Genomic DNA, 14,533 nt, shown 5'->3' on the forward strand with positions numbered 1-14,533 from the left:
TTTAAACAATAGGACGCTGACCACGGCTGATCCATTTCAGCAAGACATTATCAGCAGCGTCGCCGGTTGCACCGGCCAGTTTTTCAGCCAGTTTCTTACGCTGGACATAACGTACCTGCAGCACTTCGCGATCTTTACACGATAGGCTGATGTAGTCATCGCTGGTGCCAATCTCGTCCACCAAGCCCAGCTCAAATGCCTGTTTACCAAACCAGTGCTCTCCAGTGGCCACTTTGGCCAAATCTAGCTCAGGGCGGTGCTCAGACACAAACTCTTTGAACAAACCATGAGTCTCTTCAATCTCGCTCTGAAACTTTTCACGCGCCTTATCAGTGTTCTCTCCAAACATCGTCAGCGTACGCTTGAACTCACCAGCGGTGATCTGTTCGAATTCAATATCGTTTTTCTTCAAGACTTTATTGAAATTTGGCAACTGGGCGATCACCCCGATAGAGCCAACAACCGCAAACGGTGCCGAGATAATTTTGTCGGCAATACAAGCCATCATGTAACCACCGCTGGCAGCGACTTTATCAACAGAGATAGTCAGTCTGACTCCGGCCGCTTTCAGGCGATCAAGCTGGGAAGAAGCAAGGCCGTAACCATGTACCATACCGCCCCCCGTCTCTAGGCGCAGCAGTACTTCATCGCCTTCCATTGCCACAGCCAGAATAGCGGTCACCTCTTCACGCAGTGAGGTCACTTCGCGGGCATCAAGGCTGCCATGGAAGTCCAGAACAAACAGACGTGGCTCACGCGAGTGTGACAAGTCACCTTCTTTGGCTGCTTTCTTCACTTCATTCTGTCGCGCCTTGTGCTTTTCCTTGTCCGCTTTCTTTTCAGCTTTGCTGCGAGCTTTGAGCAACGGCTTATCAAATAAGTGAGACTCCAGTTGATGCACAGTGTGCTTGTACTGCTCAGTCAGATCAGTGACCTCTAGCTCACCTTTCTGGCTACCGTGATGGCCTTTCACACTTTTAGCCACCACCAGAATAGCGACGAATGCCACAACCACCGTGGCAATCTTGGCTAGAAACAATCCATAATCAAACAAAAAATCCAATGTCGAGTCCTCATTTATTGGCATTCAGCCATTGTAACCAAGTTGTCACCCATACCGCTATCGCAATATAGCTAAACCACTTCAAGATGAGAATAGTTTGGGTATACAATGAGCTGACGAAAAAACCAATAAGGAAGTACACAGTGGATTATCAAATCGCTGAAAACTCACTGAAAGATAGAGTTATCCTGGTAACCGGAGCGGGTGATGGAATAGGCCGCCAGGCTGCCATCAGCTATGCCGCCCACGGCGCGACCGTTATCTTGCTAGGACGCACCGTTGCCAAATTAGAAGCCGTTTACGACGAAATCGAATCACTGGGCTACCCGCAACCAGCGATTATCCCGATGGATATGATGGGTGCCACCAAGCAGAACTACCTTGATATGGTCGAAACCATCGAGGAGCAATTCGGCCGCTTGGACGGTGTGCTGCACAATGCCTCTCTGCTGGGGGTACTCAGCCCATTCGACCAGCTTGGCGAAGATACCTTTGATGATGTCATGCAGGTCAACGTCAAAGCCCAGTTCCTGTTGACCCAGGCCATTATGCCGCTGGTCAAGAAAGCCGAAGACGGTCGCATTGTATTCACCTCATCAACCGTTGGCCACCAGGGCCGCTCCTTCTGGGGGGCCTATGCGATGTCTAAGTTCGCCACCGAGGGAATGATGCAGATTTTGGCGGACGAAATGGCCAATACCGCAGTGCGCGTCAATGCCATCAACCCGGGCGGAACCCGTACCGGTATGCGTGCTAAAGCCTTCCCGGCAGAAGATCCTTCCCTATTGAAAACACCGGCACAGATCATGCCGCTGTACCTCTACCTGATGGGCCCTGAGAGCAAGGACATCAACGGCCAGTGCATCGATGCCCAGCCCAAACGTAAGCCGGGCGCGGCAAGCTGATTGCCTGTACCAAAACAGCAGATAACAAAAAAGCAGCCATTGGCTGCTTTTTTTCATTTATCGGCTTACTTGCGTGAACACGACTATTTACGTGAACGAGGTTTAGCCGGCTTGTTCTTCAACGGGTTACGACGGTTCGCTGCATTACCTGACGGCTTGCGGCGTGAACCGTTGCTGTTCTCTTCACCCTGGTTACGGCGGTTCGCTGTATTGCCTGAAGGCTTACGGCGTGACTCGCTGCTATCTTCACCACGGCGGTTAGATACATTGCCTGAAGGCTTACGACGCGACTCGTTGCTGCTCTCTTCACCTTGGTTACGGTTTGTCGAGCGACGCTGGTCTTGACGTCCACCACGGCGACCGCGGCCGCTATCATCGTTCAAACGTTCTTCATGACGACGAACGGCACGACGGATCTGGCGAACACCACGCTTGCGCTTCTGGCCTTCAACCGTCAGCATAGTTTCCGTTTCAGCAGGTAGCTCGACTTTCTCACGCAGGTAGTTGACGTCTTTGAGCTCAAGCTCCATCCAGCCACCGCGAGGAAGATCTTTGGTCAGGAAGATGTCACCGTAGCGAACACGCTTCAAACGGCTTACTGTCACGCCTTGCGAGTCCCACAAACGACGAACCTCACGGTTACGACCTTCAGTGATCACCACGTAGAAAGTATGGTTCATACCTTCACCGCCAGCGTAGACCACGTCTTCAAAACGTGCCATACCATCTTCAAGTTTCACACCCTTAACCAGGTTGCGAACCATATCTTCTGTTACTTCGCCAAATACACGTACCATGTATTCACGCTCAACACTACGGCTTGGGTGCATTAGGCGGTTAGCCAATTCACCATCAGTAGTGAACAGCAACAGACCTGCCGTATTGGCATCAAGACGGCCTACTGATACCCAGCGACCACCATTAAGACGAGGCAGACGATCAAATACCGTACGACGACCTTCTGGGTCATGACGAGTACACAACTCACCTTCCGGCTTGTTGTAAGCCATCACACGGCACACTTCTTCCGAAGACGACACCAGTTGGATGTTGTGGCCATCAATGCGAACACTGACTGACAAATCATCCAGTCGGTCGCCAAGTTTGGCTACCTTACCGTCGATACTAACTCGACCGTTCTGGATCATTAATTCGATTTCTCGGCGAGAACCCTGGCCAGAACGCGCCAGTACCTTCTGTAATTTTTCACTCATTAGACAAACCTTTGTCGCCTTCACAGGCGTCGAAATATCATCATGCTTTAAGCCATCTTAAAGCGATGGCGGATTATGCCAAAAGCTTAGCTGAGATACCACCGAAAACACCGTAATCACACGGTATTTCTTGTCATATTTCACCCACTAAACAATTGGGTGCATATCCACGGTAAGTTGGGTTGATCACTCGAACGGAGAGGGATCACCGGCACCAACCCGGGCCACTTCCATTGCATCGTTACTGAAGTCAATCACCGTAGTCGGTTGCTCACCAAGGTATCCACCATTAATGATCAAATCCACGGCGTGCTCTAGCTTGTCGCGAATATCTTCTGGATCGGCTTCGGTGGTTTCGTTACCCGGTAAAATCAATGATGTCGACATCATTGGTTCACCCAACGCATCAAGCAAGGCCAATGCAATCGCATTATCGGGCACGCGGATACCAATGGTTTTTCGCTTCGGGTTCATTAAACGGCGCGGTACTTCCTTGGTTCCCTTGAAAATAAAGGTGTAGGCACCCGGTGTATTGTTACGCAGCAAGCGGAATGCCGCGTTATCAACGCGGGCATACAGTGACAGCTCAGAAAGATCACGGCATAGCAGGGTAAAATTATGCTTGTCGTTCAAACGGCGGATCTGGCAGATCCGCTCCAATGCTGATTTATTTTCCAACTGGCAACCAAGGGCATAGCCAGAATCGGTAGGATAAACGATCACCCCACCATTGCGGATGATCGCCACTGCCTGGTTGATCAGACGTACTTGTGGCGTTTCAGGGTGAACATAAAAAAACTGACTCATTCTTCCTCCATAGGAAATGCAGCCTAATCGCGCACTTCCTCATCTATGCGTTTCTTCTCAACGCTCCAGTTCTGCCAGACTTCAGTCACCCCCTTGGGCAACCACAGATTGCGGCCAAGTTCGGTCCATGGCGAGGCATAATGGAAATCAGAGCCTTGTGAAGCAAGTAGCTTGTAATCAATTGAATAGTCCCCGAGCAGGCGTCGCTCCTGAGGTGACTGTTGAGGCTGCGACACTTCCATGGCATCCCCTTTGGCTTCCACAAAGGCGGTTAGCATGCGCTTTTGCCATTTTGCGGTCATGTTATAACGGCCTGGATGGGCCAGCACCGCCTGTCCGCCGGCTTGATGGATAGCCTCAACGGCCTCGGCCATCGAACACCAGTTAGGCGGCACATAACCGGGGTTGTTGCGGGTCAGGAACTTTTTAAACACAGCCTGCATCGTTTTGGCGTAGCCCTGCTCGACAATCCACTGGGCAAAATGGGACCGGGTTAAGGTGGCACCGTTGGCTATCGCCTTAGCGCCCTCCAGAGCTCCCGGCATCCGGTTCTTTTCGAGCCGCTCTCCCATCAAAGCAGCGCGATCTGCCCGCCGCTGTGCCTGCTCTTCAATCAAGCGAACCATTGCAGGGTGTTCAGGGTCGATATTCAAACCGACAATGTGAATATCAAAATTTTGCCAAAGTGTCGATATTTCAATGCCTTTGATGAGAGTCAGAGGCAGATTTTTTGCTTCTATCGCCTGTTCAGCAGCAGCGAGCCCGGCCACTGTATCATGGTCAGTAATAGCCAAGACATCGACACGGCGTTCAACCGCACGCGAAACAAGTTCTTCCGGTGATAGCCGTCCATCTGATGCGGTGGTGTGGCTGTGTAAATCAAACAACATAAATTATCTTCTTGACTTTACTCTCGCGAACTAGTCTACTAGTACGCAATTACCCAGTATTACACTGATTAGGATAGTTACATGGTACAGCAAATTCATCATCAGCTCTGCGCTTTCTCATCTTGGTGGTGGCACTTCCCAACGCGGGTGGTGTGATTAACTGTGCCTTAAACAGATTACACAAACCCGCCATAGGCGGGTTTTTTTATAACCAAATTTAGCCTGACAACGAATTTTACCAGTGCGCCACCATCAGCAAGCGCCTGAAGAGGAAAAGAATATGATCATCGTACTCAAGCCAAACGCAACTGAACAACAAGCCAAAGAAATTCTAGCTCGCATTGAAGAAGCAGGCCTAAAACCACTCTATATGCCGGGTGTTGAACGTATTGTCCTGGGCGCATTGGGCGATGAGCGTGTTCTCCAGCAACTTCACCTTGATGCCTACCCTTGTGTAGAAAACGTCAAGCCTATCCTGACCAAGTACAAGATGGTGAGCCGTGAAGTACAAGCCCACGATACCGTGGTACGGTTTGGCAATGCCGCTGTAGGTGGTGATAAGTTTGCCGTTATCGCCGGTCCTTGCTCTGTTGAATCTGAAGAACAGCTACTTAGCGTGGCTGAAGTGGTGAAAAAGCACGGGGCAGTTGCCTTGCGCGGCGGCGCCTACAAGCCACGTACCAGCCCATATGATTTCCAGGGCATGGGTGTCGAAGGGTTGAAGCTGCTGAAAAAGGCCAACGAACAGCTGGGTATTCCGACCGTATCCGAGGTCATGGAAGTCAGCCAGATGAATTCGATGTGTGAATATATCGACTGCCTTCAGATTGGCGCACGCAATATGCAGAACTACGCCCTGCTAAAAGCGGTCGGTGAAAGCAAAAAACCGGTCTTGCTCAAACGCGGACTTTCAGCCACTATCGAGGAGCTGTTACTCGCGGCGGAATATATCTACGATGCAGGCAACCCAAATATCATCCTGTGTGAGCGTGGAATCCGTACCTACGAGACAGCAACTCGTAACACATTGGATTTAAACGCTGTGGCTTACCTTAAACAACGCACTCACTTACCGGTAGTCGTTGACCCGAGCCACGGTACCGGCGTTCGTGAACTGGTGATCCCACTATCACGTGCCGCCGCAGCGGTCGGTGCTGACGGTATTATCGTTGAATCACACCTTAACCCGTGTGAAGCCTTGTCGGACGGCCATCAAGCTCTGACCGGTCCAATGTTTGAACAGTTGATGCAAGAGTTGAAACCGTTTGTAGAAGCGGCAGGGAGAACGCTGTGAATACTACCCCACTAGGCGTCGGTGAGCTGGAACTGCTCAGCCTCGATGTCCCCTATGTGGCGGATCCGACGGAGTTGTATTACTCCGTCTGTGGTAACCGCCCACACAACCTATTGCTGGAGTCGGCCGAGATCGACTCCAAGCAAGACCTCAAGAGCTTGATGCTCATTGATGCGGCAGTCCGGATTGTCTGCCGCGGCAAAGTCGTCACCCTTGAGGCCTTGACCGATAATGGCCTCAATGTGCTGCAAACATTGGAAGGCAAGATGCCTTCCGATATCAGTGCCGCACGCCAAGGACGCCAGTTGGTACTGACCTTTCCATCGGCAGAACGTGCTTTGGATGAAGATAGCCGTCTGCGCCAGACCTCATCGTTTGATGCGTTGCGAATGATCCAGCACGCCTTCAATATTGCCGGTCACCCTCGCGAAGCACTATTTCTCGGCGGGTTGTTTGCCTATGACGTGGTTGACGGCTTCGAGCCGCTACCCGGCGTCCAGCAAGACAACCGTTGCCCGGATTACCTGTTCTACATTGCCGAAACCCTGTTGGTCATCGACCACCAGCGCCGTAAAGGCAAGCTACAAGCAACCCTGTTCGGTGGTGATGAGTATACTTCAAGCTATTTTGAACTGAGCCGCCGCTTGCAGCACATCAAAGAAGCCTGCCTGGAGCCAATGCCGCTCCCTGCAGCCGAGCTACTGGATGAATGTGAGCCGGTCGCCAGCGTTAGCGATGAAGATTTCTGCCAGCAGGTAGTTGATCTGAAAGAACATGTTATTAAAGGCGATGTATTCCAAGTGGTGCCGTCTCGTCAGTTTACCCTGCCGTGCCCATCACCGCTCAATGCCTACAAAGAGCTGAAGATCGGTAACCCGAGTCCGTACATGTTCTACCTGCAAGACGCTGATTTCACTGTTTTTGGCGCTTCGCCAGAAAGTGCACTCAAGTACTGTACAGAAAGCAACCAGATAGAGATCTACCCCATTGCCGGCACCCGCCATCGCGGTAAGAACGCTGATGGCTCCATCAACCTCGACCTTGACGGCCGGATTGAACTTGAACTGCGCTGCGACATGAAAGAGAACGCCGAGCACATGATGCTGGTTGACCTGGCCCGTAACGATGTCGCCCGGATCAGTGAGCCAGGTAGCCGCTATGTGGCTGACTTACTCAAAGTCGACCGCTACAGCCATGTGATGCACTTGGTATCCCGCGTTGTCGGCCAATTGCGCGGCGATCTAGATGCCCTGCACGCTTACCAGGCCTGTATGAATATGGGAACCCTTACCGGCGCCCCGAAAATCCGTGCCATGCAGCTTATCCGTGACGTCGAACAACGCCGCCGAGGCAGTTATGGTGGTGCTGTCGGTTACCTGACCGGCCATGGTGATATGGATACCTGTATCGTTATCCGCTCGGCCTATGTCGAAGATGGCGAAGCCAGTGTGCAGGCCGGTGCTGGCGTCGTCTATGACTCCATACCGCAAGCAGAAGCCGATGAGACCCGGGGTAAGGCACAGGCTGTCATCACCGCGATCCGCAAGGCACACAGTGCTCCCGTTACTAGCACCGCGACAGCTAACCAACCACGCTAAGGAGCCACTGATGTCCCAACCTCATATTGTATTGCTTGATAACTTTGACTCCTTTACCTACAACCTGGTTGATCAGTTCCGCTCGCTGGGCTGCGAAGTCACGATTTACCGCAACAGCCTGACGGTCGAGCAAATGGAGCAGGCGCTGGCTGAAAAAAACAATCCGGTACTGGTATTGTCACCAGGTCCTGGTGCACCAGCTGATGCGGGCTGTATGCCAGAACTCATCAAGCAGGTTCGCGGAAAAGTACCGATGATCGGCATTTGCCTTGGCCATCAGGCCATTGTCGAAGCCTATGGCGGCAAAGTGTCGGGCGCAGGCGAAATTGTCCATGGCAAATCAGCCATGATGAGCCACACCGGTCACGATGTGTTTGGCGAACTGCCAAGCCCGCTGTCCATTGCCCGCTACCACTCTCTGGTTGCCGAGACTGTCCCCGAGAGCCTGGATATCATTGCCGGTGTCAATGGCTTGGTCATGGCGGTGACCAACGATAAGGATCGCGTGTGTGGCTACCAGTTCCACCCCGAATCGATCCTCACCACCCAAGGTGCCCAGCTACTGACCAATACGCTGGACTGGGTCACGTCGTCACCGACCGACAATAATGAGCCGAACCAATAATCAGCCGGTATAGACAATAAGGATTTTAATTATGGATGCGACCATCTACACCATTGCCGACAAGCTCTACAACCAACAGACACTGAGCCAAGAAGAAAGCCAGACCCTGTTTGATGCCATCATCAAGGGCGAAGTCGAGCCGGTATTGCTATCAGCAGTATTGACTGCGCTGAAAATCAAGGGTGAAGCGCCAGCAGAAATCGCTGGAGCCGCCAAGGCACTGCTTGCCAACGCCAACCCGTTCCCAAGCCCCGAGTACGACTTTGCCGATATCGTCGGTACCGGCGGTGACGGTGCCAACACCATCAATATCTCTACCACAGCCGCTTTCGTGGCTGCCGCTTGTGGCGTCAAGGTCGCCAAGCACGGTAACCGTGGCGTATCGAGCAAGTCGGGTTCATCGGATCTACTGGATAAATTCGGTATCAATCTGGCAATGAAACCCGAGACCGCCCGTGAAGCGCTCGACGATTTGGGTGTCTGTTTCTTGTTCGCCCCGGAGTACCACGGTGGTGTTCGCCATGCGATGCCGGTTCGCCAGACACTAAAAACCCGTACCATTTTCAATGTGCTGGGTCCTTTGATTAACCCAGCTCGCCCTAACATCGAGCTGATGGGTGTCTACGACGCTTCGCTGGTTCGCCCGATTGCCGAAACCATGGCTGCTATGGGTATGAAGCGTGCAGCCGTTGTTCACGGCAGCGGCTTGGATGAAGTCGCAATCCATGGCGAAACCACGGTTGCTGAAATCATCAACGGTGAGATCACTGAATATACCTTGACCCCGGCTGATTTCGGCCTTGAAAGCCACCCGCTTGACGCGATCAAGGGTGGAGAGCCGGAAGAAAACCGTGCCATTATTACCAATATCCTGACCGGTAAAGGCACCGATGCCCAGATGGGGGCTGTCGCGGTCAACGTAGCCCTACTGCTACGCCTATTCGGCCACGAAGATCTCAAAGCCAATACCGAAAAGGCCATCAATGTCATGAAATCTGGCAAAGCCTTTGAGCTTGTCGGCCAACTAGCAGCACGAGGTTAAAGATGGAAACGGTTCTAGCAAAAATTGTCGCTGACAAACGCATCTGGGTTGAAGCCCGCAAGGCCGAGCAACCGCTTGATACCTTCAAAGCTGGCTTGGTGCCAAGTGATCGCAGCTTCTACGAGGCCCTATCGGGTGATCAGGCGGCATTTATTCTGGAATGTAAAAAAGCGTCACCGTCCAAAGGCTTGATCCGCCAGGATTTCGACCTCGACATGATAGCCAAGGTGTACAACGGCCATGCCAGTGCTATCTCGGTACTGACTGACGAAAAATATTTCCAGGGTAACTTTGACTTCCTGCCAGTGGTACGCAACCAAGTCCGCCAGCCAGTGTTGTGCAAAGACTTCATGATTGATACTTATCAAGTTTATCTGGCACGTCACTATAATGCCGATGCTATTTTGTTGATGCTCTCGGTGCTAAACGACGAGGAGTACCTTGAGCTGGCTGAGGTTGCCGAGCAGCTTAGCCTGGGTATCCTGACCGAGGTCAGCAATGAAGAAGAGCTTGAGCGCGCCATTGCCCTCAAGGCCAAGGTGGTCGGTATCAACAACCGCAACCTGCGCGATCTCAGCATCGACCTGAACCGTACCAAAGAGCTAGCCCCTCGCCTACCAGAAGGAACGATTGTAATTTCCGAGTCGGGGATCTACAACCACCAGCAGGTGCGAGAGCTGTCGGCTTACGCCAATGGCTTTTTGATCGGCAGCTCACTGATGGCAGAAGACAACATCGAGATGGCAGTACGTCGTGTTCTGCTTGGCGAAAACAAAGTCTGCGGCCTCACCCACGCCGACGATGCCGCTGCCGCATACCAAAGCGGTGCTGTCTACGGTGGCCTGATTTTTGTCTCCGGCTCACCTCGCCATGTTGATATTGAACAAGCGCGTATGGTGATGAGCGGCGCACCACTGAAATATGTCGGTGTCTTCCGTAACGCCGATCCAGACGCCGTGACCAAGGCAGCAAAAGCGCTATCGCTTTCAGCCGTTCAGCTGCATGGCGATGAAGATCATGACTACGTTGCGGCTCTGAAGGGTCAACTGCCTGCAGAGTGTGAAATTTGGAAAGCCCATGGTGTGACTCAAACGGCACCTGAGCTGGGTGAATGGCAGGTCGACCGCCACTTGCTCGACAGCAAGGTCGGCAGCCAGTCTGGCGGAACAGGCATCGCTTTTGACTGGAGCCTGATCCCCGCCGAGCAAAAGCAGATCACCATGCTGGCAGGCGGCCTTACCCCTGACAATGCCTGTGAAGCGGCCCACCTTGGCTGCCGAGGACTAGATTTAAACTCCGGGGTAGAAAGCGCACCCGGTAAAAAAGACCCAACGAAATTGAAAGCGGCTTTCGCGGCTATCAGAAAGTATTAAGGAAAATAAACCATGAATAAGATAAATGCCTACTTCGGCGAATTCGGTGGTCAATACGTACCGCAGATCCTCGTCCCAGCATTGGACCAACTGGAAGCCGCTTTTGTTGAAGCCCAGCAAGATCCTGCGTTCCAGAAAGAGTTTATCGACCTGCTAAAAGATTACGCAGGTCGCCCTACCGCACTGACCTTGTGCCAAAACCTCACCAAGGGCACCAAAACCAAGCTTTACCTAAAGCGTGAAGATTTGCTGCACGGTGGTGCTCACAAGACCAACCAGGTACTTGGCCAAGCACTGCTAGCTAAACGCATGGGCAAAGACGAGATCATTGCCGAAACCGGTGCCGGTCAGCACGGTGTAGCGACAGCCCTTGCCTGTGCACTGCTCGGCCTTAAGTGCCGTGTTTATATGGGTGCCAAAGATGTTGAGCGCCAGAGCCCGAACGTATTCCGTATGAAGCTGATGGGCGCAGAAGTGATCCCTGTCCATTCTGGCTCTGCGACGCTAAAAGATGCGTGTAACGAAGCAATGCGTGACTGGACTGCAACTTACGACAAAGCGCACTACCTATTGGGTACCGCTGCAGGCCCTCACCCGTTCCCGACTATCGTGCGTGAATTCCAGCACATCATCGGTGAGGAAACCAAGGCGCAGATCCTTGAGAAAGAAGGTCGCCTGCCAGATGCCGTGATCGCTTGTGTGGGCGGTGGTTCAAATGCCATCGGTATGTTCGCTGATTTCATTGAAGAAGAAAGCGTTGGCCTGATCGGTGTTGAGCCTGCGGGTAAAGGTCTGGATACCGACATGCACGGTGCACCGCTGAAGCACGGTAAGCTGGGGATCTTCTTCGGTATGAAAGCCCCGTTGATGCAGGACGAACACGGCCAGGTTGAAGAGTCTTACTCAGTATCAGCAGGTCTGGATTTCCCATCGGTTGGCCCGCAACACGCCCACCTCAATGCCATTGGCCGCGCAACTTACGAAGCGGTTACCGATGACGAAGCGCTGGATGCTTTCCAAGAGCTGGCACGCAGCGAAGGGATCATCCCGGCACTTGAGTCTGCCCACGCACTGGCTCATGCCTTGAAGATGATTAAAATCAACCCAGAAAAAGAGCAGCTACTGGTCGTTAACCTGTCCGGCCGTGGCGACAAAGATATTTTCACTGTACACGACATTCTAGACGCAAAAGGAGTGCTGTAATGGATCGTTACCAAGCCCAATTTGAACGCCTGGCGGCAAAAAGCGAAGGCGCATTTGTTCCTTTTGTGACCATCGGTGATCCGAATCCGGAGCAGTCACTGAAAATTATCGAGACCTTGGTAGAAGCAGGTGCTGATGCCCTTGAGCTGGGGATCCCGTTCTCCGATCCACTGGCCGATGGCCCGACGATTCAAGGCGCGACGATCCGTGCCCTTGAGTCAGGCACCACCCCAGCAGTGTGTTTTGATCTGCTAAGCCAGATCCGCGCCAAGTACCCAGAAATGCCAATTGGCCTGCTGATGTACGCCAACTTGGTGTTTGCCAACGGTATCGAAAACTTCTACCAGCAATGCGCCGAAGCGGGCGTTGACTCGGTACTGGTTGCCGATGTACCGGTGAAGGAATCTGAAGAATTCCGTGTTGCTGCAGCCAAGTACGGCATCCACCCTATTTTCATCGCACCGCCGAATGCCGATGAAGCCACACTGAAAACCGTGTCGGAGTTTGGGGGTGGCTACACCTACCTACTGTCACGCGCGGGTGTAACCGGTACAGAAACCAAAGCGGGCGCACCAATCAACCATCTGCTTGATAGCCTCAAGGCGTACGATGCACCTCCGGCTCTGCTTGGTTTTGGTATTTCCGAACCACAGCAAGTTACCGAAGCCATCGAAGCCGGCGCGGCGGGCGCAATCTCTGGCTCTGCCGTAGTAAAAGTGATTGAAAATAACCTTGATGATCACGATGCCATGCTAAGCAACATGCACAGCTTTATCAGCAACATGAAGGCTGCTACGCGTAAGCGCTAATTGCCCCTAGCCATCAATTTCAATACCAAAGCCGTCCCAATATATCTTGTGGGCGGCTTTTTTTGACCAATACCAACCTACCTCGTTTATTTACTCAACGGCTTATTCAAGTTGGCATTATTGCCAGCTGATGACTAATCTGTTCGTTAATATTAATCGAGATCAAAGATCTCTTGCCCCTCTCCCAATACAGTAACCAACTTGTTAATACTTGGTATCAACAAATTGCAACATTGAAAGTTAATAACATCAATCCAGTAAATGAATGATTGATCGATATGATATTTCCGTGTAAAAACACACGCACAAAATATTGGGTTAACAATTCACACAATTACAAAACAAATTGCCAATAGATTTGTGAACAATATCGAACACAACTGAGGTATCTAACCGTGTTAAAAGAAAAAGGACTGTTTGGCAACATCGGCGTACAAGTCGTGATCGCCATGTGTGTGGGAACCCTCGTCGGTGCGATGATGGGCCAGTCTGCAAGTATGTTTGCTCCGCTGGGCAGCATCTTCATCCATCTGATCAAAATGTTGGTGATCCCATTGGTTGCCGTGGCGATTATCTCCGGTGCAGCCGGGCTTGGTAGTAGCCACTCGGCAGGGAAAGTCGGCCTGTCGACGCTGGGCTTTTTCGGTCTGACCTCGGCGGTCGCTGTTGCACTGGCCCTGTTCATGGGCGTCGTGTTCCAGCCAGGTGTCGGCGTCGACATGACAGGTGTGGAAGGCATGTTCTCCAACGTCTATGCCGACAAAGGTGAGATGCCGACATTCTGGGCTACCGTGCTAGGCATGATCCCAACCAATGTTTTCCAATCACTGAACGAAGCGAATATCCTGCAAATTTTAGTGTTCTGCCTTTTCTTCGGTATAGCCGTTTCTAAACTGGACAAAGAACGCCGCGACCCACTGATCAACGGGGTGAATGCCATTGTCGATGCCATGGTATGGATGATCAACGTGGTAATGAAAATTGCCCCGCTAGGTGTCTTTGGTCTGATGGCTGATGCCGTCGGTACCTTTGGCTTTGGTGCCCTGATGGTGGTATTCAAGCTCTTTGTGGTGTACGTCATCGCGATTCTGATCTATGGCTTTATCTTCTATCCCGCCATGATCAAAGTATTCAGCAAAACCTCTCCGCTTAAGTTCCTATCAGCAATGAAAAAGCCGCAAGCCGTCGCGCTATCTACGGCTTCGTCAATGGCGACCCTGCCGGTAACCATGGAAGTGTGTGAAGAAGAGCTTGGGGTGAAAAACTCTACCGCCTCGTTTGTGTTACCGCTTGGTGCCACCATCAACATGAGCGGTAATGCTATTTACTACGGTTTGGTGGCAGTCTTCTTTGCCCAGATGTTTAATATTGAACTGGGTATGGGGGCTTACATGGCCATTATCATTACCTCTACCTTAGGTGCTATCGGCCAGGCCGGTGTACCGGGGCCCTCATTCTTGGTCGTAGCGGTATTGCTCGCCGCCGGGATCCCTATCGAAGGCCTACCACTACTGTTTGCTCTTGACCGTATCTTCGACATGATCCGTACCGCACTGAACATTACCGGTGACGCAGCGTGTGCCGTTATTGTCGATAATATGATCAATGATGCACCTCAGGACACGCCAGAGCCAGAATCTAGTCATCGCAGCTAACTCAGCTTAGCGCCACCTAGAGTCACACCAAGAGCTGCAGGGTTAAACCTGCAGC

General features: G+C 52.1%; 13 protein-coding genes and 1 other annotated feature. Of the genes, 9 read left to right on the forward strand and 4 right to left on the reverse strand.

All coding sequences use genetic code 11. The annotated features are described in order from the left end of the window. Window position 1: 1 nt before the first annotated feature. Complete coding sequence (gene sohB / locus L4D79_RS17645; protein ID WP_428652879.1) at window positions 2-1,063, reverse strand: protease SohB; 1,062 nt, start codon at window positions 1,061-1,063, stop codon at window positions 2-4. Between the two features lie 143 nt (window positions 1,064-1,206). On the opposite strand from sohB, the gene L4D79_RS17650 reads away from it, so the two are divergent. Further along, complete coding sequence (locus L4D79_RS17650) at window positions 1,207-1,968, forward strand: YciK family oxidoreductase (protein ID WP_428652880.1); 762 nt, start codon at window positions 1,207-1,209, stop codon at window positions 1,966-1,968. Window positions 1,969-2,051: 83 nt separating this feature from the next. On the opposite strand, the gene rluB is transcribed toward L4D79_RS17650, so the two are convergent. The 3 genes from rluB to rnm form a co-directional block, all read right to left on the reverse strand. Further along, window positions 2,052-3,182, reverse strand: a complete 1,131-nt coding sequence (gene rluB / locus L4D79_RS17655) for a 23S rRNA pseudouridine(2605) synthase RluB (RefSeq protein ID WP_428652881.1) — start codon at window positions 3,180-3,182, stop codon at window positions 2,052-2,054. Window positions 3,183-3,368: 186 nt separating this feature from the next. Continuing rightward, complete coding sequence (locus L4D79_RS17660) at window positions 3,369-3,989, reverse strand: L-threonylcarbamoyladenylate synthase (protein ID WP_428652882.1); 621 nt, start codon at window positions 3,987-3,989, stop codon at window positions 3,369-3,371. A gap of 23 nt (window positions 3,990-4,012) precedes the next feature. Continuing rightward, entirely contained in the window at window positions 4,013-4,879 is an 867-nt protein-coding gene (gene rnm / locus L4D79_RS17665; RefSeq protein WP_428652883.1) for an RNase RNM, read from the reverse strand. A 117-nt stretch (window positions 4,880-4,996) separates the two neighbouring features. Continuing rightward, window positions 4,997-5,088 (forward strand) — a sequence feature (Trp leader region). Window positions 5,089-5,159: 71 nt separating this feature from the next. On the opposite strand from rnm, the gene L4D79_RS17670 reads away from it, so the two are divergent. The 8 genes from L4D79_RS17670 to L4D79_RS17705 all read left to right on the forward strand — a co-directional run bounded on the left by L4D79_RS17670 (window position 5,160) and on the right by L4D79_RS17705 (window position 14,478). Next, window positions 5,160-6,173, forward strand: a complete 1,014-nt coding sequence (locus L4D79_RS17670; protein ID WP_428652884.1) for a bifunctional 3-deoxy-7-phosphoheptulonate synthase/chorismate mutase — start codon at window positions 5,160-5,162, stop codon at window positions 6,171-6,173. Next, window positions 6,170-7,771: an anthranilate synthase component 1 gene (locus L4D79_RS17675; protein WP_428652885.1), complete on the forward strand. Its 1,602-nt coding sequence runs from the start codon at window positions 6,170-6,172 to the stop codon at window positions 7,769-7,771. Before L4D79_RS17670 ends, L4D79_RS17675 begins: the two co-directional genes overlap by 4 nt. A gap of 10 nt (window positions 7,772-7,781) precedes the next feature. Further along, complete coding sequence (locus tag L4D79_RS17680; RefSeq protein WP_428652886.1) at window positions 7,782-8,396, forward strand: aminodeoxychorismate/anthranilate synthase component II; 615 nt, start codon at window positions 7,782-7,784, stop codon at window positions 8,394-8,396. Between the two features lie 31 nt (window positions 8,397-8,427). Then, window positions 8,428-9,438: an anthranilate phosphoribosyltransferase gene (gene trpD, locus L4D79_RS17685; RefSeq protein ID WP_428652887.1), complete on the forward strand. Its 1,011-nt coding sequence runs from the start codon at window positions 8,428-8,430 to the stop codon at window positions 9,436-9,438. A gap of 2 nt (window positions 9,439-9,440) precedes the next feature. Then, window positions 9,441-10,811 (forward strand): bifunctional indole-3-glycerol-phosphate synthase TrpC/phosphoribosylanthranilate isomerase TrpF, encoded by a 1,371-nt coding sequence (gene trpCF / locus L4D79_RS17690; RefSeq protein ID WP_428652888.1) that lies wholly within the window; start codon window positions 9,441-9,443, stop codon window positions 10,809-10,811. Window positions 10,812-10,823: 12 nt separating this feature from the next. Next, window positions 10,824-12,014, forward strand: coding sequence for a tryptophan synthase subunit beta (gene trpB, locus L4D79_RS17695; RefSeq protein ID WP_428652889.1), 1,191 nt, complete (start codon window positions 10,824-10,826; stop codon window positions 12,012-12,014). Next, window positions 12,014-12,823, forward strand: coding sequence for a tryptophan synthase subunit alpha (gene trpA / locus L4D79_RS17700; protein WP_428652890.1), 810 nt, complete (start codon window positions 12,014-12,016; stop codon window positions 12,821-12,823). Before trpB ends, trpA begins: the two co-directional genes overlap by 1 nt. 380 nt (window positions 12,824-13,203) lie before the next feature. Further along, window positions 13,204-14,478, forward strand: a complete 1,275-nt coding sequence (locus L4D79_RS17705; protein ID WP_428653070.1) for a dicarboxylate/amino acid:cation symporter — start codon at window positions 13,204-13,206, stop codon at window positions 14,476-14,478. Window positions 14,479-14,533 lie beyond the last annotated feature (55 nt).

This window comes from Photobacterium satsumensis (assembly GCF_050336935.1).
Lineage (GTDB): Bacteria > Pseudomonadota > Gammaproteobacteria > Enterobacterales > Vibrionaceae > Photobacterium > Photobacterium satsumensis.